Origin of the sequence: Kocuria cellulosilytica (assembly GCF_040981245.1) — a bacterium.
GTDB lineage: Bacteria > Actinomycetota > Actinomycetes > Actinomycetales > Micrococcaceae > Kocuria > Kocuria cellulosilytica.
Genome location: NZ_JAVFWZ010000003.1, coordinates 361,497 through 386,202, shown reverse-complemented (window position 1 = coordinate 386,202; position 24,706 = coordinate 361,497). Strand labels below are relative to the sequence as shown.

Below are 24,706 nucleotides of genomic sequence, written 5' to 3'. Positions count from 1 at the left end.
TGCTGGGACGCGGCGCGGGGGAAGTCAACGACATGACGTGCCGCACGGGGCGTGCGACCGTCCCGGTCCCCGCCGGACCGTGCCGCGGGCCGGCGGAGACGGCCGGGCGTCGGTCAGGACCACCACTTGTGGTAGAGGCGGTTGTCGCTGCCGATCCCGCAGACGTCCACTCGGTTGCTGCTCCAGGAGACCGCCGAGGGGTTGTGCTGGACCCAGCCGCCGAGGCTCTCCCACTGGCTCCAGCCCTGGTCGTACCACTTGTGCCACACGGCGTGGTCCGTGCCGAGCACGAAGCAGTCGAGCCGGCCGGGCGCCCAGGACGAGGCCCCGGTGCCGCCCCGGCAGTTGCCGCCGAGGCTCTCCCAGCCGCTCCAGCGGCGCCCGTTCCACCACTTGTGCCACAGGGCGTTGTCCGTGCCGATGCCGAAGCAGTCGATCCGGCCGTAGTCCCAGGAGACCGCGGAGGGGACGTGCCGCAACCGGCCGCCCAGGCCCTCCCAGCGGCTCCAGCGGCGCCCGTTCCACCACTTGTGCCACAGGGCGTTGTCGGTGCCGAGCACGAAGCAGTCCAGGCGGTTGCGGTCCCAGGACGAGATCCCGACGCCCCCGCGGCACCGGCCGCCGAGGCTCTCCCAGCCGCTCCAGCGGCGCCCGTTCCACCACTTGTGCCACAGCGCGTTGTCCGTGCCGATGCCGCAGACGTCGATCCGGTCGCGGCCCCAGGAGACGGCGGCGGGGTTGGACTTCAGCCGGCCCCCGAGGCTCTCCCAGTCGCTCCAGCCGCGGGCGTACCACTTGTGCCACAGGGCCCGGTCGGTGCCGATGACGAACGTGTCCAGCCGGCCCCGCGCCCAGGAGGACACGCCCGTGCCGTACCGGCAGTCGCCGCCCAGGTCCTCCCACCCGGACCAGGCCGTGGTGGTGACGGGCGCGGCGAGGCCCGCGGGGGCCGAGGCGAGGGCGGCTCCCGTGCCCAGCACGGCCCCGGCCGTGAGCAGATTTCTCCGTGACATCCCGCTGGGCGCGGCGGTGGTCCGGTGGTCGGTGAGGTCCTGTGCGGTCATGGCGTGCTCCTCGACGCGGGCGGGGCCGGCCGGTGGGACGGTGCCTCCGCCACGGTGGATGCGGTGGTCGCGACCGGAGCGGGCGGTGGACGTCGTCCCCGCCCGCCGGGACGGTCCCAGAGCGGTCTCCCGGTCGCACGGACATCGTCCGGCCCGCGGTGTGATCCCGGCGTGACTACCGTCGGGGCATGTCGGGGCATGTCGGGGCATGTCGGGGCATGTCGGGGCACGTCGGGGCAGGTCAGGTCAGGGGTGCGTCGTGCTGCCGCGGGCCGGGCCGCCGACCGCGGCGCCCGGAGGCGGGCTCAGAAGCGGCGGCGGACTCGGATGGTGTTGGCCAGCCGCCGCACCTTGGGCACGTTGGTGGACAGCACGAGGTAGCCGGTGAGGGTGCCCACGGTGGTCGCCCCGCCGGCGATGAGGGGCACGTGGAACCTGCGCCACCGCTCCGGGTCGGACGCGAGGATGTGGGCCATGCCGTTGATCGAGGCGGCGATCACCGCGCCGGCCACCACCTGGTGGCCGATCTTCTCGCCCCGCTTGAGCAGCGGCTCGAACTCGTCGGCGCGCAGGTGGACGTCGAAGCCGCCGCGCTCCAGGACCACGATGAGCCGCCGGAGGTACTCGGGGGCCTCGACGCCCATCTGCACCGCGTCCTGCAGGATGTCGCGCAGCCGCTTGGCGAGGATCTCGGGGGAGAGCCGGTGCAGCACGAAGCGCTGCGCGTACGGCGTGAGCACCGAGACGAGGTCGAACTCCGGGTCCAGGCCGGTGCCCACGGACTCAGCCGTGACGAGCATCCGCAGGAACAGCGCGGACTCGCGCGGCAGGTGCATCCGGTAGCGGCGCAGCATCCCGATGAGGTCGCCCATCAGGTGGCCCACCCGCACCTCGTGCAGGGGCTTGTTCGAGTAGCGGCGCAGCAGGATCGCCACGTCCCGCTCGAGCGTCTTCTTGTTGACGTCCTGCTCCTGCGAGGTCAGCCCGAGCAGCCCCGCGGCGACCCGCCGCGGGTTCTCCTGCACCACGCCGAGCATCAGGGTCACCAGGTGGTCCCGGAACTCGTCGGTGAGGGTGCCCATCATGCCGAAGTCGATGATGCCGATCCGCCCGCCGGTCTCCACGAAGAGGTTGCCGGGGTGCGGGTCCGCGTGGAAGAAGCCGTGCTCGAAGATCATCCGGCAGATGGCCTCGGTCGAGTCCACGGCCAGCAGGTGCCGGTCGAGCCCGGCCTCCTCGAGCGCGGGGTAGTCGTTGATCTTGATCCCCCGGATCCGCTCCATCGTGAGGATCCGGGAGGTCGACGCCTCCCAGAAGATCTCCGGGATGTGCACGCGGGGGTCGCCCATGAAGTTCTCGGCCATCCGCTGGGCGTTGCGGGCCTCCGTGAGGTAGTCCAGCTCGTCCCGCAGGGACTGGGCGAACTCGTCCGCGAGACCCTCCAGGTCGAAGTGCTCCACCGCCGGCCAGTAGGTGGACAGCAGCTTGGCCAGCTCGGAGAGGATCTCGAGGTCCCGGTTGACCTCCTCGACGACGCCGGGGCGGCGCACCTTCACGATGACGTCGACCCCCTTGTAGACGGCCGCGTGCGCCTGGCCGATCGAGCCGGTGGCGAGCGGCACGGGGTCGATCTGCGCGAGGATCTCCTCGGCCGCGGAGTCCGGCTCCGACTCGATCATCACGCGGATCCGCTCCGGCGGAACGGGGGGCGAGTTGTCCTGCAGCCGCGTCAGCTCTTGCACGTACCGCGGCGGCAGCAGGTCCGGCCGGGTCGAGACGACCTGGCCGAGCTTCACGAAGGTGGGCCCGAGCTCCTCGAGGGCCTGCCGCAGGTGGACGGGCTGGCTGTAGAGCTTGTCGGGGTCGATGAGCCGGACCCGCGCCAGCGGTGCCCGCCACTCCTCCTTGATCCCGCCGAGGGCGAAGCCGAAGCCGTGCTTCGAGAGCACCTCGAGGATCTGCAGGAAGCGTTCCCGGCGGCTGATCATCGGCGGGCCGCTCCGGTGCTCATCCGGGCCAGGTAGAAGGACATGAACCCGGTCGCGACGGCCACGATGAAGCACAGCGCGCTCACCAGCGGCTCGATGCCGAGGAAGACCGTGCCCACCCCGCCCAGCAGCACGGTCATGGCGAGCAGCGCCCAGACGGCCGCGTGCACCCGGCCGAGCACGCCGGACCCCGGGCCGGCGGAGGACCGCTGGGCGGACACGTCGTCGTCGTGCGCCGGCCGGTCGGTGCCACCGGCCGCCGCGGACACGGCCAGGCCCTTGCGCCACTTCTTCGCGTTGCGCGAGCGGTCGGCCTCCGCCGGGACGTAGGCGTCCGGGACGGGATGGCTGTCGGCGGGCGGCAGCAGCTCGGGGACGTCGTTGGGCAGCCGCTCGAACCACTCGGCGGGGATGTCCTCCGGGCGCGCGGCCTGGAGCGTCATCGAGACCTCGAAGGCCGAGCCCCGGATGGTGCCCCACACCGCGGTGAGCCGGTCCCGCTGGAAGGCGTGGTCGATGATCGGGATGAACTGCTGGGACATCTGGGTGGAGAGCCGGCCCACCTGGCGGCGCTCGTAGAGCACGTCGACGATGTCCAGGGTCTGCCCGTGGTGGTTGCGGACCTTGTTGGTCTCGAGGGTCAGCATCACGCGGCCCTCCCCGGACGGGGGGATGACGCTGTGCAGGTACTCGGCGAACTCCTGCTCGTCCAGGACCTTGATGGAGGGGCCCTGCGGCAGCACCGCCGCGTGCGTCGGGGGCGTGTTGAGCGGGAACAGCAGGTCCGGGGCGGCGATCGACAGCCGCGCCGTGGCCTCGACCTCCGCCTGCCCGTCCTGGCGCAGGACCGTGGCCTCGAGCTTCAGCGGCGCCACCGGCGTGTAGCCGGAGGCGATGACCCGCGCGAGGTAGGGCCAGTACCGCTGCGCGTCCTGCTGGGCGAGGTGCCCGATCTTGTTGGGCCCGATCCGCACCGAGACCGTGTGGGGGTCGAAGGGGTTGTCCGGTTCCGGGACCAGCGCCGCGTTGCCCGTCCAGGTGCGCAGCTTGCCGAAGGACAGACCGCCGAACACCCGCATGATCTCGGTGTCGTAGAAGTTCTCCGTGACGATCTCCAGAGAGCCGCGGTCGTTGAGCGCGTAGTCGGTCATGGTCTCCCTCGATGGAGCTGGGGCATCAAGTCGACCTCAGCATCTCACGATTCCCGGGACGCCCCGTTCATTGTCCCGCCCGTACGGTGTCCGCGCTGACTGGTGCAATGATGGCCGATCAGGACACCGGGCGGGCCCCGGTGGCCGCCCCGGGACGAGAGCCGGACCGGGAGCCGCAGAGGAGGCGCACGGATGCCCCAGGGCCAGGTCCCCCCGCCCGAGCCCGGCCGCCCGGGGGTGGACGTCGACGTGCTGCGCACGCTGTTCCTCAGCCCCGCCGACTGGATCCACCGCCGCGTGGAGTCCGTGCTGATGAGCCCCGACGGCGTCACCCGCCGGAAGGTCTCCCTCGACGTGGACCTCGCCGCGCGCGCCCCCTGGCCGGCCGACGCCGCCGGACGGCTGCTGGTGCCCGTGACCATCCAGGCCAAGCAGCCCCTGCGCAACTTCGACGCCGTCTGCCAGGGCGACCCCGTCCCGGTCCTCGGCACGGAGGACAACGGCGCGCTCGCCGAGCTGCTGCTGCGCGGGCTGATCCCGGAGCAGCTGCCGCCGGCCGAGGCGGCCGTCCTGGCCCACGACCACGTCCCGGCGATCGTGCACGCCCCCGAGCTGCTCGTGGAGGACGCCCTCGACGGGTTCTGGGCCTACTGCGAGCACCTGCGGGTGGTCGTGCAGGAGCTCGTGGACCGGGGGATGCTCCCGGCGGAGGACGCCGAGCACTGGGACGCGGACCTCGCGCTGTTCACCACGGTGGCCGACCAGCTGGCCCGCGGCTTCCTGCTGACCTTCGCGCTGCCCGAGGAGTTCGCGGGACGCCGGCTCGTGCTCAAGTACTCGATGGACGAGCAGTACGCCGCCGGCGGGAGGCCGCGCGCCCGGGACCGGCTGCGGCACTGCTGGATGCCGTGGGTGGGGCGGGTCGGCCTGCACGACCTCGCGTCCTGCCGCAGCTTCCACCTGGAGCTCACGGTGCCCGCGGAGGTCCGGCTGCACGAGTTCACGGTGCTCTCGCACGAGGGCGGGCGCCCGGGCGGCGCGGGGGGATCGCACCGGGCGGTGGACCGGGTGCTCGCCGAGGACCGCACCGTGCGGCGGTGGCCCGGGGCGGTGCGCGGCCACCTGGCGCTGCGGCCCACGTCCCGCTTCGACGACGCCTTCTGCGAGATGGTGATCCTGCCGGCGCGGCAGGGGATCACGGCGTTCGCCTCCGTGGCGGTCAGCCTCATCACCGCGGTCCTGCTGCTCGTGGGGCTCGTGTCGACCGTGCGGGAGCACGTCCTGGGGCCCGGCTGGCAGGTGCCCTCCGCGGCGGCGTCGATCGTGATGTCCGTGGTGGCGGTGCTGCTGTCCTGGATCAACCGGCAGCCGGAGCACGACGTCTCCGTGCGCGTGATGCGCCCCCTGCGCTACGCGCTGAACCTGGAGGCCCTCGTCATGCTGATGCTCGCCGGCGCCGCGTCGGTCCCCTTCACCCCGGGGGCGGCCGCGGCGTACTGGGCGGTGCTCGTGCTGCTGCACGTGCTCTCGCTCGTGCTCGTGGCGCGCACCTGGTGGGTGCGGCGCTCGGTGGACCGGGGCTGGTACACCTCCCGGGCGCGGCGGCACGGCCGATGACCGGCGGCGCTCTGTTCAGCGGGACGGCGGCCTCCTACACTGGAGGAGTCACGGAAAGGATCCACCATGGCCTATGACGCCCGGACCGGTCCCCAGGCGCCCCAGCCGCGCCGCGAGCACCGCAACGACTCCAAGGTGAACCTGCTGCAGCTGGGCAACTCGTCGATGTCGCTCGGCCAGAGCCTCGACCGGCGGGTCTTCAAGTCCAACGAGGACGCCCAGCGCGCCGTCGACCGCGTGCTGCGCCGCTCGGGGCGCCCCGCCGCCTGATCCCGGCCCGCCCGGAACCGCCGGGCCCCGACCCTCGCGATCCCCCCGGTGCCCACCGGGGGGATCGCCGCTGCCCGGGGTCCGGCGCGGGCGCGGGGGCGGCAGCGCGGGATCAGGGCCGCGCCGCCGCCTGCGCCCGCAGCGCCCGCAGCAGGTGGTCCCGCTCCTCGACCAGGATCCGGCGCAGGGCCGCGGGCGCTCCGGCGTGGCTGTTCAGCCACAGCTCCGTGCGGGCGAGCACGGGATGGTGCCCGGGGTCGTGGCCCGGTTCGAGGTCGGCCCCGCCGGGGTAGAGGCCGGCCACGATGCGGGTGGCCATCCCGATGGACCGGTGCGCCCAGACCTCCTCCAGCATGCCGAAGTACCGCTCGCGGTACGGCTCCACCAGTTCGGCCGGGCCCAGCCGGAAGCCCTCGATCGTGGCGGTCAGCAGGTCGTTGGACAGCTCGTCACCGGTGATCGCCTCCCAGGCCGCGGCCTTGGCCCCGGGCAGCGGGCGGGCGGCCCGGGCGCGGGCCCAGCCGACCTGCCCCGTGCGGGTCCGGTCGCCGGCGTGCTCCCGCTCCAGGGCGGCCTCCAGCTCCGGGTCCTCGCCGTGGCCGGTGGCCGCGAGCGCCGTCCACAGCGCCCAGCGCAGCTCCGGGCCCAGCCGCAGCCCGGGCAGCGCGTCCCGCCCGCCGAGGAGGTCGCGCAGCCAGCCGGCGTGGCTGCCGTCGCGGCGGGCCGTGCGGGCGGTGAGCCGGGCGAGGGCCAGCTGCCGGTCGCTGCCGGGGTCGGCGCGGCGCAGCTCCCGGACGGCGGCGTCGAGCAGCCGCCCCCGCAGCCGGGCCCGCCGGGGGGTGGGGGCGAAGCGCTCGACGGCCTCCACGGCGTGGTCCACGGCGGTGCTGAACATCCCGGTCCGCGGCTCGGCGAAGCCGTGGTCCAGGACGGCGCCCACCCAGTCCCCGGGGTCGAGCTCTGCGTCCCGGGTGGCGTTCCACAGCCCGGACCACAGCTGGGCGCGGGCCATGTCGTCCTCCACGGAGGACAGGGAGCTCAGGGCCGTGGTGAGCGAGAGCGGGTCCAGGCGTGTCTTGGCGTAGGTGAGGTCCTCGTCGTTGACCACCAGCAGGGGAGCGGTGGAGCCCACGAGCTCGGGGACCTCCACGGACGCCTCGGCGGGCAGGTCCACGCTGACCGTGCCGGTGCGCACCAGGACGTCGCCGGGCCCGCGCTCGTAGCCGCCGAGCAGCAGCCGGTGCGGGCGCAGCACCCCGGGTCCGGGGTCCTGGAGCAGCGCGGCGAAGGTCACGGTGCCGTCGTCGTCCCGGGCGAGGTCCAGGGTCAGCGTGGAGACGCCGGAGGTGGCGAGCCAGGACTCGGCCCAGCCGCGCACGTCCCGCCCGGAGGCCTCCTCGAGCACGGCCAGGAAGTCCTCGAGGGTCGTGGAGCCGTAGGCGTGCCGGCGGAAGTAGGAGCGGCACGCGTCGACGAACGGCTCGTAGCCCACGAACGCGACGAGCTGCTTGAGCACCGCGGCGCCCTTGGCGTAGGTGATGCCGTCGAAGTTCTGCCGGGCGGCCTCGAGGTCCTGGACGTCGGCGACCACGGGGTGGGTGGTGGGCAGCTGGTCCTGCCGGTAGGCCCAGGCCTTCCGGCGGTCCGCGAAGGCGATCCACGCCTCCTCGAAGTCCGTGGCCTGCACGGAGGCGTGGGCGCCCATGAACTCCGCGAAGGACTCCTTGAGCCACAGGTCGTCCCACCACGTCATGGTCACCAGGTCCCCGAACCACATGTGGGACATCTCGTGCATGAGGGTGTTGGCCCGTCCCTGGTACTGGGCCCGGGTGGCCCCGTCCGGGAACAGGTACTCCTCGGTGAAGGTCACCAGCCCGGGGTTCTCCATGGCCCCGAGGTTGTACTCGGGCACGAACGCCTGCTCGTACTTCCCGAACGGGTACGGGTAGCCGAACAGCTCGGTGAAGAACGTCAGGCCCTGGCGGGTGAGGTCGAACAGCTCGGGGGCGCCGGTGGCCGCGTCCAGGTGCTCGGCCAGCGAGGCCCGGCAGTACAGGGCCAGCGGCACGGACATCCGGCTGCCGTCCTCGAAGGAGTGCCGCCACTCGCCGGCGACCCGGTGGTACGGGCCGGCCAGCACCGTGGTGATGTACGTGGAGATCCGCTCCGTGGGGGCGAACTCGTGGCGCACGGACCCGGCCCGCTCGGCCTCCGGGGCGGGGGAGACCGCCATCCGCACCCCGTTGGAGGAGACCTGCCAGCCCTCCGGGGCCAGGACCGTGAACCGGAACGACGCCTTGAGGTCCGGCTGCTCGAAGTTCGCGAAGACCCGGCGGGCGTCCGCCGGCTCGTACTGGGTGTACAGGTAGACCCGGCCGTCGGCCGGATCCACGAACCGGTGCATCCCCTCGCCGGAGCGGGAGTACCTGCCCCGCCCGGCCACCGAGACCTCGTTGCTGGTCTCGAGGGACGGGAGGCGGATCCGCGCGCCCTCGACGACGTCGTCCGGGTCCAGCTCCCGGCCGTTGACCGTCACCGACTCCACGGAGTGGGCGATGAAGTCCAGGAACGTCTGGGCGCCCTCCTCCGCGCCGAAGCGCACGGTGGTCACGGACCGGAACGAGTCCGCCTCCGGGTCCGGCGCGGTGGACAGGTCCAGCAGGACGTCGTAGCTCTCCACGGCGACGAGCTGGGAACGGTCGGCGGTCTCGCTGCGGGTCAGGTTGTCGTTGCGCACCGTGCCATTGAACCACCCGCCCCGCCCCCGGGCCCTGGACAGGGAACCGGCCCGCCGTAGGCTGGACCCCGAGCCCGCCCGAGCGCACAGGAGGACATCCGCATGGCCGACCAGGACCGCCGGACCCTGCTCGCGGGCACCCTGCTGGGCGCGGGGATCGCCGCCTCCGTGGTGGACCTCGCCGTCTTCCACCTCCTCCTGCACTGGCACCACTTCTACGACCTGTCCACCACCGGGGTCGCCCTCGCCTCGGACGGGCTCTTCCACGCCTTCGGCTGGTTCACCACCGTGGGCTCCCTCTTCCTGCTCGCCGACGTCCGGCGCCGGGGCAGCGTGTCCTGGCGCCGCTGGACCGGGGGCCTGCTGGTGGGCCTCGGCGCGTTCCAGCTCTTCGACGGCGTGGTCCTGCACAAGGTGCTCGCGATCCACCAGATCCGCTACGGCGTGGACCTGCTGGTCTACGACGCCACGTGGATCGGCACGGCCGTGCTCGCGCTCGCGGCGGGCCTGGTCCTGCTCCGCCGCTCCCGGCCGGCCCGCGCCGGGCGCCCGGGACGATGACGCCCCACCACGGGGCCACCGGCTGGACCCTCCTGGAGGGGGCCGTGCTCGTCCTGCTCGCCCTCGGCGCCGTGGACTGGGCGGCGGGCCTGTGGGCGGCACGGCACCGCGGCTCGTGGCCGGCGCACCGGAGCGTGCTGTGGTGCGCGGGGCTGCTCTGCGCCGGAGCGGCGCTGGTGGGCCCCCTCGCGGACGCCGCCCGCACCGGCTTCACCGCCCACATGGCCGGGCACCTGCTGCTGGGGATGGCCGCCCCGCTGCTCCTCGTGCTCGCCGCCCCCGTGACCCTGGCGCTGCGCGCGCTGCCCGTGGCCCGGGCCCGGGCCGTGTCCCGTCTCCTGCGCACGCCGCCCGTCCGCGCGGTGACCCATCCGGTGGTGGCCGGGCTGCTCGACGCAGGCGGACTGTGGCTGCTCTACACGACCGGGCTGTACGGGCTGATGCACACCTCGCCGCTCGTGCACGCGGCGGTGCACCTGCACGTCCTGCTCGCGGGCTGGGTCTTCACCGCGGCCGTGGTCGGGGTGGACCCGAACCCGCACCGGGGCTCCTTCCCGCTGCGCGCGGCGGTGCTGATCGGCTTCCTGGCGTTCCACTCGGCGCTCGCCAAGCACCTGTACGGCCACCCCCCGGAGGGCGTGGCGGCCCCGGACGCCCGCGCGGGGGCGCAGCTCATGTACTACGGCGGGGACGTGGTGCACGTGGCGCTGGTCGTCGTGCTCTGCGCGCAGTGGTACGCGGCCGCCCGACCGCGGGCCCGGCCCGCCCGGTCGTCCGCCTGAGCGGACCGCGGGTCACGCCCCGGACGCGGCGTCCCGGCGCGCCTCGAGCTCCGCCACGAGCTCCTCGTGCCGGTCCTGGGTCACGGGGTGGGGGCCGTCGGCGTTGACCAGGTACTCGTGCTCGAGCTGGCACACGACCCTGCTGTGCAGGACCTGCAGCTCCACGAGGGGCAGCGCGGAGAGCTCCGCGGGGAAGTCGCAGTCCGGACCCAGGCACGTCTCGCAGTCCGGGGACCTCCCGGCACCGGTGCCGGCCGGGGACGGGACGGTGTCGACGCCGCTCATGCCGCCACCCCCTCCGCCCCGGCGCCGTGCCGCGGCGCGGGGGCCGGGACGTGCGCACGGACCGCCGGGCGGGACGCCTCGGCGAGACCGAACGGCACCGGCCGGGTGAGGATCCGGACGGAGCCTCCGGGCTCCGGCACGGGGCCCTGCTCGAGGGACCACCGCAGGAGGTCCAGGCCCTCCGGGTCCACGTGCTGGGCTCCCGTGAGGTCCACGGCGACGGCCGCGTCCGGGAACAGCGCGCGGGCTCGGCCGACCAGCGGGGTCAGGGCGCGGTGGTTGTGCTCGGTGAGATCGCCGGTGACCACCAGGCGCACGCACCGGGTGTCCAGCTCGATCTGCACGACGACGGACAGGGAGTGGTCCATGGAGGGGTCCTTCCACGACAGGACGTCACGGCCGGCTGCTCGACCCGTGCTGTCGATGGTAGATGCCCGTGACGTGGGTCACCAGACGCTGTGCCGAGTCGTTACGGACGTGAGTGTGCCCACAGCCGGCCCGCTGGGGGACCGCGGGCGCCGGTGCGCCCGGTAGCGTCGGATCCATGCGCACACTCGTGGTCGGTTGGTCCAGCGTCCTGCACGGCGAGGCGACGGCAGGCGACGTCCTCGCCATGGACGCCGTCGCCGACGCCCTCGGCACGGCGGGCGTCCCGCACGACGTCGCGTGGAGCGCCGTCATGTGCCCGCCCGGCGGGCTGCGGCTCGACGACGCCGACCCCGCCGACTACACCCACCTGCTGTTCGTGTGCGGCCCCGCGACCGGGCGCTCGATCGCCGGGCTGCACGAGCGCTTCGCCCACTGCCGCCGGATCGCGGTCGGGGTCAGCGTCCTCGACCCCCGGGACCCCGTGACCGCCGGGTTCCACCGCGTCATCGCCCGGGACCGCCCCGGTGCCGGTGCCCGCCGGGACCTGGCGGCACGGGCCGTGCCCGGGCTCGTGCCCGTCCTGGGCGTCTACCTCACCTCCGGGCAGCACGAGTACGGTGCCCGCCGCCGGCACGACGACGTCCGGGCCGGGCTGGAGGAGTGGCTGGGTCGGCTCGACGCCGCCCGGCTGCCGCTGGACACCCGGCTGGACCCGCGGGACTGGCGGCTGCCCGCCACCGCCGCCCAGGCCGGCTCGGTCATCGCCCGGCTGGACACCGTGGTGACCATGCGCATGCACGGCCTCGTCCTGGCGCTGCGGGCCGGCGTGCCCGTGCTCGCCGTCGACCCCGTCGCGGGCGGCGGGAAGGTCACGGCCCAGGCGCGGGCCTGGGACTGGCCGGCCGTGGTCGGCGCCGACGAGCTCGACCCCGCCCGGCTCGACGAGCAGCTGCACTGGTGCCTGTCGCCGGCCGGGCGCTCGGAGGCCGGGGCGCGGGCCACGATGACCCCGAGCGGTTTCGAGCAGCTCGACGAGCTCCTCCGGGACCTCCTCGCGGACCTGTCCGGGGAGCCGGGCCGGGACGCCGACGACGAGTTCGACCGCGAGCTCGGCGCGGAGCTGCCGGCGGTCGGGGCGGCGGGCTCGCAGCGGCGCTGACGCAGGCCCTATGTCAGCCGCCTGATCATTTTGTGCCATACTCCGATCCATGAACTACCTGGGCGTCAACGCGATTTTTCACGACCCCGCGGCGGCTCTCGTCGTGGACGGCAGAGTGGTGGCAGCGGCGGAGGAGGAGCGCTTCTCCCGCCGCAAGCACGGCAAGCGTCCCGTGCCGTTCTCGGCCTGGGAGCTGCCCGAGCAGGCGATGCGCTGGTGCCTCGCCGAGGCCGGGCTGACGCCGGCCGACCTCGACGCCGTGGGCTACTCCTTCGACCCCGCCATCGCCGCCGAGATGCCCGACGACCCGTACGACCCGGTGCGCGTGGACTACGCCCGGCGGGCCCCCGGGTTCCTCGCCGAGGCCCTGCCCGGGCTGGACCGGGAGAAGGTCCGCTTCGTCGAGCACCACGTGGCCCACGCCGCCTCCGCCGGCCTCGCCGCCCCCGCGCGCACGAGCAGCGTCCTGGTGGTCGACGGCCGCGGCGAGGCGCACTCGCACCTGGCCGGCCGGTACCGGGACGGCGAGCTGGAGATCCTGCACCGCCAGGCGCTGCCCGAGTCCCTCGGCCTGCTCTACGAGTCCCTCACCGACCACCTGGGCTTCCTGCGCTCGAGCGACGAGTTCAAGGTCATGGCCCTGGCCTCCTACGGGCAGCCCCGCTTCCTGCCCGAGCTGCGCGAGATCGTCCGCGCCAAGGGCGACGGCGGCTTCTGCGCCCAGGCGCCCGACTGGACCCGCTTCGCACCCCGCCGGATCGACGACGGCACGTGGGGCGGCGACCACGCCGACCTCGCCGCCTCGGTCCAGGCCGTGGTCGAGGAGGTCCTGGTGGACCTGGCCACCTGGCTGCACGAGCAGACCGGGGACACGGTCCTGACGATGGCCGGAGGCACGGCGCTGAACTGCGTGGCGAACTCCAGGATCTGGCGCGAGACGCCCTTCGAGGAGGTCTGGGTCCAGCCCGCCTCCGGGGACTCCGGGACCGCGCTCGGCGCCGCCCTGCACCTGGCCCAGGAGGCCGGGGACCTCGGCGCTCCCCAGCCCACGGCGGCCCTCGGCCGGAGCTGGTCCGGCGAGGAGCTCGCGCAGTGGCTGAGGACCGCGCAGGTGCCCTTCAGCACCCCGGAGGACCTCGCCGGCGAGGTCGCCGACATCCTCGCGGACGACGGCGTGATCGCCTGGTTCGACGGCCGCAGCGAGTTCGGCCCCCGGGCCCTGGGCCGCCGCTCCCTGATCGCCAACCCGATGCGCGCCGAGAACCTCGAGCGGCTCAACGACGTGAAGGGCCGCGAGCAGTTCCGGCCGGTGGCGCCCATGGTCCTCGAGGAGCGCGCCGCGGAGATCTTCAGCGGCGGACCCCTGCCCAGTCCCTTCATGCTCTTCGTGCACGACGTGGCCCCCGAGTGGCGCGAGCGGATCCCCACCGTGACCCACGTGGACGGCACCGCCCGGATCCAGACGGTCACCGACGAGGACAACGCCGGGATCGCCGCGCTGCTGCGCGCCTTCGACGAGCGCACCGGCGTGCCCGTCGTCGTCAACACCTCCCTCAACACCGCCGGGCGGCCCATGGTCGACGACCCGCGCGACGCCCTCGAGCTCTTCGGCTCCGCCCCGGTGGCCGCGCTCGTGCTCGGCCCGCACCTGGTCCGCCGCGCCGCCTTCTTCCAGGAGGCCAAGTGACGGCCGCGCCCGGGACCTACGCCGTCGTCGTCCCCTCGGTGGGGCGGCCGACCCTCCAGTGGCTCCTGGACACGCTCTCCGCCCAGGACGTCGACGCGGACCACCCCGGCCCGCTCGAGGTCGTCGTGGTCGACGACCGGCCCGGCGACGTGGAGCCCCTGCGGCCCAGCGTGCCGGACACCGTGGCCTGGACCGTGCGCACCGTCCGCGGCCACGGCCGCGGTCCGGCCGCCGCGCGCAACCGCGGCTGGCGCGCCGCCCGCCGCTCCGGGGCGCAGTGGATCGCCTTCCTCGACGACGACGTGGAGCTGCCCGCCGGCTGGGCCCAGCGCCTCGCCGGGGACCTCGCCGCCTGCGGGCCCGAGGTCGGCGCGACCCAGGGCCGGATCGAGGTCCCCCTGCCGGGCCACCGCCGGCCCACGGACTGGGAGCGCAACACCGCGTCCCTCGAGGACGCCGACTGGGCGACGGCGGACATGGCCTACCGTGTCGCCGCCCTCGAGGCCGTCGACGGCTTCGACGAGCGCTTCCCGCGGGCCTACCGGGAGGACGCCGACCTCGCGCTGCGCGTGCGCCGGGCCGGATGGCAGCTGGTGCGCGGACAGCGCCGGATCACCCACCCCGTGCGTCCCGCCGACGACCTCGTGAGCCTGCGCGTGCAGGCCGGCAACGCCGACGACGCCCTGATGCGCCGCCTGCACGGGCCGGACTGGCGCCGCGCGGCGGAGGCCCCGCCGGGCGGCTTCCGGTGGCACGCCGCGACGGTCGCCGCCCTGGGCACGGCGGGCGCGGGTGCCGGCGCGGCGCTCACCGCCACGGTCCTGGGCCACCGGTCCGTCCGGCGCGCCGCGCTGGCCGCGGCCGGTGCCGGGGCCGCGGCGTGGGGCTGGCTGACCGGGCGGTTCGTGCTGCTGCGCACGGTCCCGGGTCCCCGCCCGGGCGACCCCGAGTTCCGGCCCGAGCTCGGCCGCATGCTCCGCACCAGCGTCGCCATCCCGGTGGCCGCCGTGCGGCACAAGGCGCGGGGCTGGTGGCGGCACCGGGGCACCGGGCCCTGGCCCGTCCCGGTGCGCGCGGTGCTCTTCGACCGGGACGGCACCCTGGTCCACGACGTCCCCTACAACGGCGACCCGGACGCGGTCGAGCTCGTCCCCGGGGCCCGGGAGGCCGTCGACGCCGTGCGCGCGGCCGGCCTGCGGGTGGGCGTGGTGTCCAACCAGTCCGGGATCGGCCGCGGCCTGCTGACCCGCGCGCAGGTCGACGCCGTCAACGCCCGGGTGACCGAGCTCCTCGGACCCTTCGACACCTGGCAGCTGTGCCCGCACGCCCCCGAGCAGGACTGCGCGTGCCGCAAGCCCCGGCCCGGCATGGTGCTCGCGGCCGCCGCGGAGCTCGGGGTGGCCCCGTCCGAGTGCGTGCTGATCGGCGACATCGGCGCCGACGTCGAGGCCGCCCAGGCGGCCGGCGCGCGCAGCGTCCTGGTCCCCACCCCGGTGACCCGCGAGGAGGAGGTCGCGGCGGCCCCGGCCGTGGCCGGGACCCTGCGCGAGGCCGTCGCCGCCGTGCTGGCCCCCGGCGCCGGTGCGGGGACGGAGGCCCGCCCCGCCGCCCGCCCGGCACCGGCCGCGGCGGCCGGGGCCCGGGGCTGAGCGTGGGACGCACCCTGGCCGTCCGCCTCGACTCGGACGGGGACGTCCTGCTGACCGGGCCCGCGGTCCGGGCCCTGGCCCGGACGGGGAACCCCGTGGACCTGCTGGCCTCCCCGGCGGGGGCCGCCGCCGCCCGGCTGCTGCCGGACGTGGCCGAGGTCCTCGAGTACTCGGCGCCGTGGTCGGGCTTCCGCCCCCCGCCCGTGGACCGGGAGGCGACCTCGGCCCTGGTCGACGACCTCGCCGCCCGCGGCTACGACCTCGCCGTGGTCTTCACCTCCTTCCACCAGAGCTCCCTGCCCATGGCCCTGCTGGCCCGGCTCGCCGGGATCGAGCGGGTCGTGGCCACCAGCGAGGACTATCCCGGGTCGCTGCTGGACGTCCGGCACCGCCGCGCGGACCCGCCCGGCGGCGGCCACGAGGTCGAGGCGGCCGTGGAGGTCGCGGTCGCGGCCGGCGCCCCGCGGCCCGCGGAGCAGCAGCTGCGCCTGGCCGTGCGCCGCCCGCTCCCGCCCGTGCCCGCGGAGGTGGCGGCGCTGCCACCGGGCTGGGTGGTCCTGCACCCGGGGGCCTCCGTCCCCTCGCGCGGGCTCACCGCCGAGCACGCCGGGTCCCTCGCGGCGGGACTCGCGGACGCCGGGCGCGCCGTCGTCCTCACGGGCGGACCGGGGGAGCGCGAGCTCACCGCCGCGGCCAGTGCCGCGGCACGGGCCGCGGCGCCCGGGGGCACGGTGCTGGACCTCGCCGGCCGGACCGACCTGCCGGGCCTGGCCGCCGTGCTGGACGCCGCCGCGTGCGTCGTCGTGGGCAACACCGGTCCCGCGCACCTCGCCGCCGCCGTCGGCACCCCGGTCGTCTCCCTCTTCTCCCCGGTGGTGCCGCCCGAGCGGTGGGCGCCCTACGGCGTGCCCGTCGTGCTGCTCGGGGACCAGGGCGCGGCGTGCCGCGGCTCCCGCGCGCGCGACTGCCCCGTGCCCGGCCACCCGTGCCTGGGCTCCGTCTCCCCGGCGGCGGTCCTCGCCGCCGTCGAGGAGCTGACGGCCGGCGCACGGGGCATCCCCGCCACTGTTCCCGAACCGCAAGGAGGACCCGGGTGCGCATCCTGACCTGGCACGTCCACGGGTCGTGGACGACATCGTTCGTGCACGGTCCCCACACCTACCTGCTGCCCGTGCTGCCCGACCGCGGCCCCGACGGCCGGGGCCGCGCCGAGACCTGGGACTGGCCGGCCGCCGCCGTGGAGCGTACGCCCGATGAGCTGGCGGACGAAGAGTTCGACGTGGTCCTCCTCCAGCGCCCCCACGAGCTCGAGCTGCTCGAGCGGTGGACCGGGCGCCGGGCGGGGACCGACGTCCCGGCGGTCTACGTGGAGCACGACACCCCGCGCGGGCCCGCCGTGGCCACCCGCCACCCCCTGGCCGAGCGCTCCGACGTGCCCGTGGTGCACGTGACGCACTTCAACCGGCTGATGTGGGACAACGGGCTCGCGCCCACCGAGGTCGTGGAGCACGGCGTCCTGGACCCCGGCCCGCTCTACACCGGGCGCACCGCCAGCCTGGCCGCCGTGGTCAACGAGCCCGTGCGGCGCGGGCGCGTCGCCGGCACCGACCTGCTGACCGCCCTGGCCGAGGAGCTGCCCGTGGACGTCTACGGCATGGGGATGGACCGGCTGGCCGAGCACGCGCCCCACATGGCCGGGCGGTTGCACGAGAACTATCCTCAGGAGAAGCTGCACGCGGCCCTCGGCGGGCACCGGGCCTACTTCCACCCCTACCGGTGGACGAGCCTGGGGCTCGCGCTGCTGGAGGCGATGACCATCGGGATGCCGGTGCTCGGGCTCTCCACCACCGAGGCGCCGCGGGCGGTGCCGCCCGGGGCGGGGCTGCTCTCCAACGATCCGGAGGAGCTCGCCGCCCGGGCCCGGCACTGGCTGAACGACCCCGACGCGGCGTCCGCCGCGGGCACCGCCGCCCGTGAGCACGCCCTGAGACACTACGGTGCGGACCGCTTCCTCGCGGAGTGGGACCGCGTCCTGGAGAAGGTGACAGCATGAGAATCGCAATGGTCTCCGAGCACGCCAGCCCCCTGGCCGCGCTCGGCGGGGTCGACGCCGGGGGACAGAACGTCTACGTGGCCGCCCTGGCCGAGGGACTCGCCCTGCTGGGCCACGACGTGGTGGTCTACACCCGCCGCGACGACGCCGGGCTCCCCGACGTGGTCGAGCTCGCCCCCGGGGCCCGGGTGGTCCACGTCCCCGCGGGACCCCCGAGCCTCCTGCCCAAGGACGACCTCGCCCCGTACATGGACGAGTTCGGCCGCTGGCTCGCGCGCGAGTGGGCGCGCGACGGCGCCCCCGACCTCGTGCACGCCCACTTCTGGATGTCCGGGCTCGCGGCCCGCCGGGCCGCCGGGACGATGCAGATCCCGGTGGTGCAGACCTTCCACGCGCTCGGGGCCGTCAAGCGCCGGCACCAGGGCGCGGCCGACACCAGCCCCACCGGCCGGCTCGCCGCCGAGAACGAGCTGGTCGCGGCGGCCGACCTGGTGCTGGCCACGTGCCGGGACGAGCGGGCCGAGCTCCTCGCCCTCGGGGGCGATCCCTCGCGGATCGACGTGGTCCCGTGCGGCGTGGACCTCGACGCCTTCGTCCCCGCCCCGCCGGCCGCCGGCGGGCGGCGGCCCCGGATCGTGGCGCTCGGCCGGCTGGTGGAGCGCAAGGGCGTGGACGTCGTCGTGCGCGCCCTGGCCGAGCTGCCGGACGCGGAGCTCGTCGTGGCGGGCGGGCCCGACCGCGCCGAGCTGGACCGCGACCCCGAGGCCCTGCGGCTGCGGGCGCTGGCCCGGGAGCTCGGGGTCGCGGACCGGGTCGAGCTCCGCGGCCGGGTCGACCACGACGACGCCGCCGCGCTGCTCGGCACCGCGGACGTCGTCGCCTGCACCCCCTGGTACGAGCCCTTCGGCATGGTCCCGCTCGAGGCGATGGCGTGCGCCCGCCCCGTGGTGGGCAGCGCCGTGGGCGGGCTGCTCGACAGCATCGAGGACGGCGTGACCGGTCTGCACGTCCCCCCGCGGGACGTCCCGGCGACGGCGGCCGCCCTCGGCACCCTCCTCGGGGACCCCGAGCTGGCGGCCCGCATGGGTCGCGCCGGGCGCGAGCGCGTGGAGCGGCTCTTCGGCTGGCGGCGCGTGGCCCAGGAGACGGAGCGCTCCTACGCCCGCGTCGTCGCCCGGCACCGCCGGGAGCACCCGCCGCTGCTCGGGCAGACCGAGCGCTGGCTCGGCAGCCACCTGGACGAGCTGGCCGTCGCCGCCCGGGACGCCGCCCAGCACGCCGACGTCGTGGACCGGTGGGGCGCCCGGCTCGCCGGGCTCCTCACGGACGGCGGGCGCGTGCTCGCCGTGGGCAACGGCGGCAGCGCCGCGGAGGCCCAGCACTTCACCGCGGAGCTCGTCGGCCGCTTCGTCGACGACCGCCGGCCGCTGTCCGCCGTGTGCCTGTCCGCCGAGACCTCGAGCCTGACCGCCATCGTCAACGACTACGGCGTGGAGGAGGTCTTCGCCCGCCAGGTCCAGGCCCACGGCCGGGCCGGCGACGTGCTCGTGGTGCTCTCCACCAGCGGGCGCAGCCCCAACGTCCTGGCCGCGGCGGAACGGGCGCGGGAGCACGGCCTGCACGTGTGGGCGCTCACCGGTCCCGGTCCCAATCCGCTGACCGAGCGGGCGGACGAGTCCCTGACCGTGGCCGCGCCCAGCACCTCGGTGATCCAGGAGGTCCACCTCATGCTGCTGCACGCGGTCTGCGCCGCCGTGGACGCCCGGCTCGCCCCGTCCGCCGGGTCCGCGGCGCCCGTCGAGGCCGGGACGCCCGTCCGCACGGCCGTCCGGGCGGGGGCCGCGTGAGCGCCCCGCACGTCGTCGTGGTCGGCGACGCCCTGCTGGACCGGGACGTCTCGGGCACCTCGACCCGCCTGAGCCCCGACGCGCCGGTGCCCGTGGTGGACGTCGACGCCGTGTTCGCCAGCCCCGGCGGGGCGGGCCTGGCGGCGCTGCTGTGCGCGGACCCGCCGTCCGTCGGCGCCGGGCCGGCGGCGGTCACCGTGACCCTCCTGGCCCCCGCCGCGGACGACGACGCCGGCCGGGAGCTGGCCGGCGCCCTCGGCGAGGTCGCCCTGGAGCGGCTGGGGCACGAGGGCGGGACCCGCACCAAGACGCGGATCCGCAGCTCGGGCCAGACCCTGGTGCGCGTGGACGAGGGCGGGCCGGGCACCCCGGTGGGCGTCTCGGCCGCGCACGTGGCCGCGGTCCTCGCCGGCGCGGACGCCGTGCTGGTCTCCGACTACGGGGGAGGCGTCACCCGCGATCCCGCCGTGCGCGCCGCGCTCGAGGAGCACGCCCGCACCGGTGTGGTGGTGTGGGATCCCCACCCGCGCGGCGGGCCCCCGGTGCCCGGGTGCACGCTCGTCACCCCGAACGCCGCCGAGGCCGCGGCCGCCCTCGAGGGCCCCGCGTCCCCCCGGGAGCTCGCCGGCGCGCTGCGCCGGCACTGGGACGCCCGGGCCGTGGCCGTCACGGCCGGCGCGGACGGCGCCTACCTGGCCACGACCACCGGCACCGAGCGGGTTCCCGCCGCGCCCGTGCAGAACACCGACCCCTGCGGCGCCGGGGACCGGTTCGCCTCCGCGGCGGTCCTCGCTCTCGGCGGCGGCACCGACGTGACCGCCGCCGTGGAGACCGCCGTCGAGGCCGCGGGACAGTGGGTGGCCTCCGGCGGGGCGGCCACCTGGCGCACGCGCCGCGCCGCCGGCGTGCACGCCCGCCCGGCCCTGCACCCGGGCGCCGAGCGGCTGCCCCGGGAGGTGCAGGAGCTGCTGGGCGAGGTGCGCGGCCGCGGCGGGACCGTGGTGGCCACCGGAGGGTGCTTCGACGTCCTGCACGCCGGGCACATCGCCTCCCTCGACGCCGCGCGGCGGCTCGGCGACGCCCTCGTGGTGCTCCTGAACTCGGACGCCTCCGTGCGCCGGCTCAAGGGCCCGGGCCGGCCCGTGGTCGGCGAGGCCGACCGCGCCCGGGTGCTGGGCGCCCTGCGCAGCGTCGACGCCGTCGTGCTCTTCGACGAGGACGACCCCCGCGCGGCCCTCAACCTCCTGCGCCCCGACGTGTGGGTCAAGGGCGGGGACTACACCCCGGAGCAGCTGCCCGAGGCCGTCGACGTGCGCGGCTGGGGCGGGCGCGTCACGGTCCTGCCCTACCTGTCGGGGCGCTCGACCACCGCGATCCTGCAGAAGGCCGGCCGTGAGCGCTGAGCCGGCCACCGCCGCGGCCGCTCCTCCCGCCGGGACGGAGCCGGGCCGGTGGACCGTGGACCCGGCGACGGTCGGCCCGGGCGACGTGCTCGTGCTGCGGGCGCTCGGGCTCGGGGACGCCCTGACGGCCGTGGCCCCGCTGCGGGGCGTGCGCCGGATGCTGCCCGGGCACCGGCTCGTGCTCGCGGCGCCGTCCGCGGTGGGCGCGTGGCTGGCCGGGCTCGGCGTGGTGGACGGCGTGCTCCCGGTCCCCGGGCTCGTGCCGCTGCCGCCCACCGCCGGCGGCCACGTGGCCGTGAACCTGCACGGGCGCGGGCCGCGCAGCCACGAGCTGCTCCTGGCCTCCCGGCCCGAGCGGCTCGTCGGCTTCGCCGCGCCGGAGGCCGGCCACGACGGCCCGGCGTGGCGGCGGGACGAGCACGAGGTGCACCGCTGGTGCCGCCTGGTCACCGGGGCCGGGGGCCCGTGCGGCCCCGAGGACCTGCGCCTGCGCCCCCACCGACCGGCCCCCGGGGACGCTCCCGTGCTGATCCACCCGGGCGCCGCCTCCGCCGCACGGCGCTGGCCCGCCGAGCGCTGGCGGGAGGTCGCCGCGGCCCTGGCCGCGGACGGGCACCGGATCGTGGTGACCGGCTCCCCGGCCGAGGCGGAGCTCGCCGCCGCCGTCGTCGCCGGGATCGACGCCGCGGAGAACCGGTGCGGTGCGCTGGACCTGGACGGCCTGGCCCGCACCGTCGGTGCGGCCGCCGTGGTGCTCAGCGCCGACACCGGCGTGGCCCACGTGGCCACCGCCCTGGCCGTGCGCTCCGTGGTGCTCTTCGGCCCCACGCCGCCCGCGTGGTGGGGGCCCGCCGTGGACCCCGGTCTGCACACCGTGCTGTGGCACGGCGACCCGGCCGCCCGGTCGTGGGGCGACCCCCACGCGGACCGCCTCGACGCCCGGCTCGCCGCCGTCACCCCGGCGGAGGTGCTGACCGCGGCCCGGGCCCAGCTGGGCGCCTCCCGCACCTGACGACCGCCCGCCCGGCCACCCCGTCCTCCCGGTCTCCCGAGACCTGCCCACCGATCCCCGTCCTTCGACCCAGAGGAGCACCGTGAACCCCACGACCGACGCGACCGCCACCGCGGGCGCCGCCCGTCCGATCCGCCGCGCCGTCGTCACCGGCGGGGCCGGCTTCCTGGGCAGCCACCTGTGCACCGAGCTGCGCCGCCGGGAGGTGGAGGTGGTCTGCCTCGACAACTTCCTCACGGGCTCCGCGGCCAACATCGAGCACCTCGTGGGGGATCCCGGGTTCCGGCTCGTCCAGTGCGACGTCACCGACTACGTGCACGTCCCCGGGGACGTGGACCTCGTGCTGCACTTCGCGTCCCCGGCGTCCCCGATCGACTACCTGAAGCTGCCCATCCACACCCTGAAGGTCGGCTCGATCGGCACCCACCACGCCCTGGGGCTCGCCAAGGACAAGGGGGCCCGGTTCGTGCTGGCCTCAACGTCCGAGGTGTACGGCGACCCGCAGGTCCACCCGCAGCCCGAGAGCTACTGGGGCCACGTCAACCCGGTGGGCCCGCGAGGGGTCTACGACGAGGCCAAGCGCTTCGCCGAGGCCCTGACCGTCGCCTACCGCGCCGAGCACGGGGTGGACACCGCGATCGTGCGGATCTTCAACACCTTCGGCCCCCGGATGCGGCCCTTCGACGGCCGTGCGATCCCCACGTTCATCCGCCAGGCCCTGGCGGGGGAGCCGCTCACCGTGGCCGGGGACGGCGCCCAGACCCGCTCCGTCTGCTACGTCTCCGACCTCGTCCGCGGCATTCTGGCCCTGGCCGGCAGCGGGCACAGCGGCCCCATGAACATCGGCAACCCGCACGAGCTGTCCGTGCTGCAGATCGCCCGCGACGTCATCGCGGCGACCGGCTCCTCCTCGGGCCTGGAGTTCGTCGAGCGTCCTGTCGACGACCCCATGGTGCGCCGCCCGGACACCACGCTCGCGACCGAGGTCCTCGGCTGGGCCCCGGAGGTCCCGTGGACGGAGGGGCTGGCGCACACGGTCGAGTGGTTCCGCGAGGGGGCGGGCCTGCCCCAGCCGGGCGCCGCCGTGCGCTCCCGCTGACCGGCCCGCCGCCGGCCGCGGCGGTCCGGTCAGCTGACGTAGCGCCGGGCTGCGCTGCTGCGCTGCGACTCCTCCAGGGCCAGGAACCGCCGCTCGACGCGCTCGGGCAGGGGGCGCCGCTCGCGCAGCACCCACGGCGCCCCGCGCAGGGCGTCGAGCAGGGCCAGGGCCGTGACCCGGTCCCGGGGGGCCGCGCCCACGACGTCCCGGGTTCGGCGCAGGGCCGCGCGCAGCGGCCGACGCAGCCAGATGAACCACAGCGTGTTGCGCAGCCCGTGGCGGCGCCGCAGGTGCGGGTCCCGGACCGTCGAGGCCTGGTGGTGGACGACCACGTCGGGCAGGTGCACGAGCTCCCAGCCCGCGGTCGCGAGATCCGCGGCCAGCAGCTCCTCCTCGCCGCCGAGCCACAGCCGCTCGCTGAACCCGCCCACCTCGAGGAAGGCCGTCCGGCGGACCACGGACGCCCCCGCCAGGAAGCTGCCCAGGGCGGGGCCGGGCAGCCACGTGGGGCCCTCGACGGGCGAGTGGAGCAGCTCCGCGTTGATCGCGTCCTCGCGGGACCCGGGCTCCACCAGGATCTTCCCCGTGACCACGCCCAGCCGCGGGTGGGCCTCCAGCGCGTCGGCCGCCCGGCGCAGGGACCCGGGCTCCCACCACGTGTCGTCGTCGCAGAAGGCCACGAACGGTGTGTGCACGCGCTCCAGGGCCACGTTGCGGCCCACGGCGCCGAGGTTGACGGGGCTCGCGACGAGCTCCGCCCAGGGGTGGCGCGCCCGGACCGCGTCCGCGGTGCCGTCCTCGGAGCCGTTGTCGACGACCACCACGTGCGGTCGTTCGGGGAGCTCCCGCAGCCGGGCCAGGGCCAGCAGGGCCTCGTCCCGGCGGTTGTGGGTGATCATCACGACCGCCACGCGCTCGTCGGGGGCGGGCGCGGGGGTGGAAGCGGTGTCGGTCACGGGCTCTCCTCGGGTGCGGTCGGGTCGGTGGGGCCGTGCAGCAGGGCGAGCGCGGCCTCCGTGGTCGGGGACACCCGGTGCCGGGCGCGCAGCGCGGCCGGCACGCGGGGGAGGGCGCCGAGCAGCCCGCGGCGCCCGGTGCGGCCCCCGCGCAGGGCGCCCAGCGCCTCGTGCGCCACCACCCGCAGGGGACGGCGCATCAGCGCGGTCAGCAGGCGGCTGCGGACGAGCTCGGCCTGCCGGCGGCCGTCCGAGCCCCGCCGCGGCGAGGGGTGGTGGTGGGCGCGGATCTCCGGGACGTAGGACAGCCGCCACCCGGCGTCGAACAGGTCGAGGGCGAGGCGCTCCTCCTCACCGGGGAAGCGCACGACGTCGTCGAAGCCGCCGGCCGCCAGGAACGCCGAGCGCCGCACGATCGCCCCGCAGCCCACGAAGCCGAGCAGCGCCGGGCCGGGCGAGCCGGTCGGGATGCCCAGCGGGGACGCCGCGAGCACGGCGTTGAGGGGATCCGGGCGCTCCTCGGGGCCCACGGCGATGGACCCGGCGACCAGGCCCAGCCGGGGGTGGGCGTCGAAGACGGCCGCGGCGCGGGCGAGCGCCCCGGGCGCCCACCACGAGTCGTCGTCGGCGAAGGCCACGTAGGGCGTGCGGGCGATCCGGACGCCCACGGTCCGGGCCACGGCCCCGACGTTGCGGGGCAGCTCGACCACCTGCACCCGCGGGTGGGCGGCGCGCACCGCCTCCGCGGAGCCGTCCGTGGAGGCGTTGTCCACGACGATGACGGGCCCCTCGTGCCGGCCCAGGTGCGCCACGAGCTCCTCCCGGCGGTTGCGGGTGGCCACGACCACCGTGACACGGTGCTGGGGGTCCGGGGCGTCCATCGCGTCCTTCCGTCGAATCCTCCGTGTCCAGGTGGCGGACGCGGCCGCGTGCCCGCCTCCGGGCGGACACGCCCTCCCATCGTAGGGGCACGTCCTCCCGCCGTCCGGCGCACCGCGCGTGGCACAATCGGGAGGG

General features: G+C 76.1%; 21 protein-coding genes and 1 pseudogene. 14 read left to right on the top strand and 8 right to left on the bottom strand.

Annotated elements, in window-relative coordinates; all coding sequences use genetic code 11:
- Positions 1-113: 113 nt before the first annotated feature.
- From RCG67_RS06900 to RCG67_RS06890, 3 genes are all read right to left on the bottom strand, one after another.
- Positions 114-1,064 (bottom strand): PLL family lectin, encoded by a 951-nt coding sequence (locus tag RCG67_RS06900; RefSeq protein ID WP_368825423.1) that lies wholly within the window; start codon positions 1,062-1,064, stop codon positions 114-116.
- Between the two features lie 305 nt (positions 1,065-1,369).
- Positions 1,370-3,052 (bottom strand): ABC1 kinase family protein, encoded by a 1,683-nt coding sequence (locus tag RCG67_RS06895; RefSeq protein WP_368825422.1) that lies wholly within the window; start codon positions 3,050-3,052, stop codon positions 1,370-1,372.
- Positions 3,049-4,203 carry a hypothetical protein gene (locus RCG67_RS06890; RefSeq protein WP_368825421.1) on the bottom strand — a complete coding sequence of 385 codons (1,155 nt, stop codon included), beginning with the start codon at positions 4,201-4,203 and terminating at the stop codon, positions 3,049-3,051. The genes RCG67_RS06895 and RCG67_RS06890 overlap by 4 nt, the downstream gene beginning before the upstream one ends.
- 192 nt (positions 4,204-4,395) lie before the next feature.
- Between RCG67_RS06890 and RCG67_RS06885 the strand changes: the two genes are divergently transcribed.
- Together RCG67_RS06885 and RCG67_RS06880 are read left to right on the top strand one after the other, a co-directional pair.
- On the top strand, positions 4,396-5,820 hold the full coding sequence (locus RCG67_RS06885; RefSeq protein WP_368825420.1) for a hypothetical protein: 1,425 nt from the start codon (positions 4,396-4,398) through the stop codon (positions 5,818-5,820).
- A gap of 66 nt (positions 5,821-5,886) precedes the next feature.
- Positions 5,887-6,090, top strand: a complete 204-nt coding sequence (locus tag RCG67_RS06880; RefSeq protein WP_058875007.1) for a hypothetical protein — start codon at positions 5,887-5,889, stop codon at positions 6,088-6,090.
- Between the two features lie 112 nt (positions 6,091-6,202).
- Here the strand turns inward: RCG67_RS06880 and pepN are convergent, their stop codons facing one another.
- Positions 6,203-8,827: an aminopeptidase N gene (pepN, locus tag RCG67_RS06875; protein ID WP_368825419.1), complete on the bottom strand. Its 2,625-nt coding sequence runs from the start codon at positions 8,825-8,827 to the stop codon at positions 6,203-6,205.
- Between the two features lie 102 nt (positions 8,828-8,929).
- On the opposite strand from pepN, the gene RCG67_RS06870 reads away from it, so the two are divergent.
- Both RCG67_RS06870 and RCG67_RS06865 read left to right on the top strand, forming a co-directional pair.
- On the top strand, positions 8,930-9,388 hold the full coding sequence (locus RCG67_RS06870; protein ID WP_368825418.1) for a DUF2243 domain-containing protein: 459 nt from the start codon (positions 8,930-8,932) through the stop codon (positions 9,386-9,388).
- Positions 9,385-10,170 (top strand): cytochrome c oxidase assembly protein, encoded by a 786-nt coding sequence (locus RCG67_RS06865; protein WP_368825417.1) that lies wholly within the window; start codon positions 9,385-9,387, stop codon positions 10,168-10,170. Before RCG67_RS06870 ends, RCG67_RS06865 begins: the two co-directional genes overlap by 4 nt.
- Before the next feature lie 12 nt (positions 10,171-10,182).
- Here the strand turns inward: RCG67_RS06865 and RCG67_RS06860 are convergent, their stop codons facing one another.
- Positions 10,183-10,455: a hypothetical protein gene (locus RCG67_RS06860; protein WP_058875005.1), complete on the bottom strand. Its 273-nt coding sequence runs from the start codon at positions 10,453-10,455 to the stop codon at positions 10,183-10,185.
- Positions 10,452-10,823: a hypothetical protein gene (locus RCG67_RS06855; protein WP_368825416.1), complete on the bottom strand. Its 372-nt coding sequence runs from the start codon at positions 10,821-10,823 to the stop codon at positions 10,452-10,454. The genes RCG67_RS06860 and RCG67_RS06855 overlap by 4 nt, the downstream gene beginning before the upstream one ends.
- Positions 10,824-10,999: 176 nt before the next feature.
- Here RCG67_RS06855 and RCG67_RS06850 point away from each other — a divergent pair, with 176 nt between their 5' ends.
- From RCG67_RS06850 to RCG67_RS06810, 10 genes and pseudogenes are all read left to right on the top strand, one after another.
- The gene (locus RCG67_RS06850; RefSeq protein WP_368825415.1) at positions 11,000-11,983 is read left to right on the top strand and encodes a polysaccharide pyruvyl transferase family protein; all 984 of its coding nucleotides are present in this window, start codon (positions 11,000-11,002) and stop codon (positions 11,981-11,983) included.
- A gap of 49 nt (positions 11,984-12,032) precedes the next feature.
- Positions 12,033-13,670: a carbamoyltransferase family protein gene (locus RCG67_RS06845; RefSeq protein WP_368825414.1), complete on the top strand. Its 1,638-nt coding sequence runs from the start codon at positions 12,033-12,035 to the stop codon at positions 13,668-13,670.
- On the top strand, positions 13,667-15,319 hold the full coding sequence (locus tag RCG67_RS06840) for an HAD-IIIA family hydrolase (RefSeq protein ID WP_368825413.1): 1,653 nt from the start codon (positions 13,667-13,669) through the stop codon (positions 15,317-15,319). The genes RCG67_RS06845 and RCG67_RS06840 overlap by 4 nt, the downstream gene beginning before the upstream one ends.
- A 2-nt stretch (positions 15,320-15,321) precedes the next feature.
- Positions 15,322-16,425, top strand: coding sequence for a glycosyltransferase family 9 protein (locus tag RCG67_RS06835; protein WP_368825412.1), 1,104 nt, complete (start codon positions 15,322-15,324; stop codon positions 16,423-16,425).
- Positions 16,413-17,372 (top strand): glycosyltransferase, encoded by a 960-nt coding sequence (locus tag RCG67_RS06830; RefSeq protein WP_368825411.1) that lies wholly within the window; start codon positions 16,413-16,415, stop codon positions 17,370-17,372. Before RCG67_RS06835 ends, RCG67_RS06830 begins: the two co-directional genes overlap by 13 nt.
- A pseudogene (locus tag RCG67_RS17620) lies at positions 17,369-18,547 on the top strand (glycosyltransferase); the annotation flags it as partial. The gene RCG67_RS06830 and the pseudogene RCG67_RS17620, both read left to right, overlap by 4 nt.
- A 111-nt stretch (positions 18,548-18,658) precedes the next feature.
- Positions 18,659-19,219: a D-sedoheptulose-7-phosphate isomerase gene (locus RCG67_RS17615; RefSeq protein WP_438612647.1), complete on the top strand. Its 561-nt coding sequence runs from the start codon at positions 18,659-18,661 to the stop codon at positions 19,217-19,219.
- Positions 19,216-20,622: a PfkB family carbohydrate kinase gene (locus RCG67_RS06820; RefSeq protein ID WP_368825409.1), complete on the top strand. Its 1,407-nt coding sequence runs from the start codon at positions 19,216-19,218 to the stop codon at positions 20,620-20,622. The genes RCG67_RS17615 and RCG67_RS06820 overlap by 4 nt, the downstream gene beginning before the upstream one ends.
- A complete protein-coding gene (locus RCG67_RS06815; RefSeq protein ID WP_368825408.1) occupies positions 20,612-21,634 on the top strand; it encodes a glycosyltransferase family 9 protein in 1,023 nt (340 codons plus the stop codon). The genes RCG67_RS06820 and RCG67_RS06815 overlap by 11 nt, the downstream gene beginning before the upstream one ends.
- Before the next feature lie 82 nt (positions 21,635-21,716).
- Positions 21,717-22,733 carry a UDP-glucuronic acid decarboxylase family protein gene (locus tag RCG67_RS06810; protein WP_058874998.1) on the top strand — a complete coding sequence of 339 codons (1,017 nt, stop codon included), beginning with the start codon at positions 21,717-21,719 and terminating at the stop codon, positions 22,731-22,733.
- 29 nt (positions 22,734-22,762) lie between these two features.
- On the opposite strand, the gene RCG67_RS06805 is transcribed toward RCG67_RS06810, so the two are convergent.
- Together RCG67_RS06805 and RCG67_RS06800 are read right to left on the bottom strand one after the other, a co-directional pair.
- Positions 22,763-23,689, bottom strand: a complete 927-nt coding sequence (locus RCG67_RS06805; protein ID WP_368825407.1) for a glycosyltransferase family 2 protein — start codon at positions 23,687-23,689, stop codon at positions 22,763-22,765.
- Positions 23,686-24,570 (bottom strand): glycosyltransferase family 2 protein, encoded by an 885-nt coding sequence (locus RCG67_RS06800; RefSeq protein ID WP_368825406.1) that lies wholly within the window; start codon positions 24,568-24,570, stop codon positions 23,686-23,688. The genes RCG67_RS06805 and RCG67_RS06800 overlap by 4 nt, the downstream gene beginning before the upstream one ends.
- Positions 24,571-24,706 lie beyond the last annotated feature (136 nt).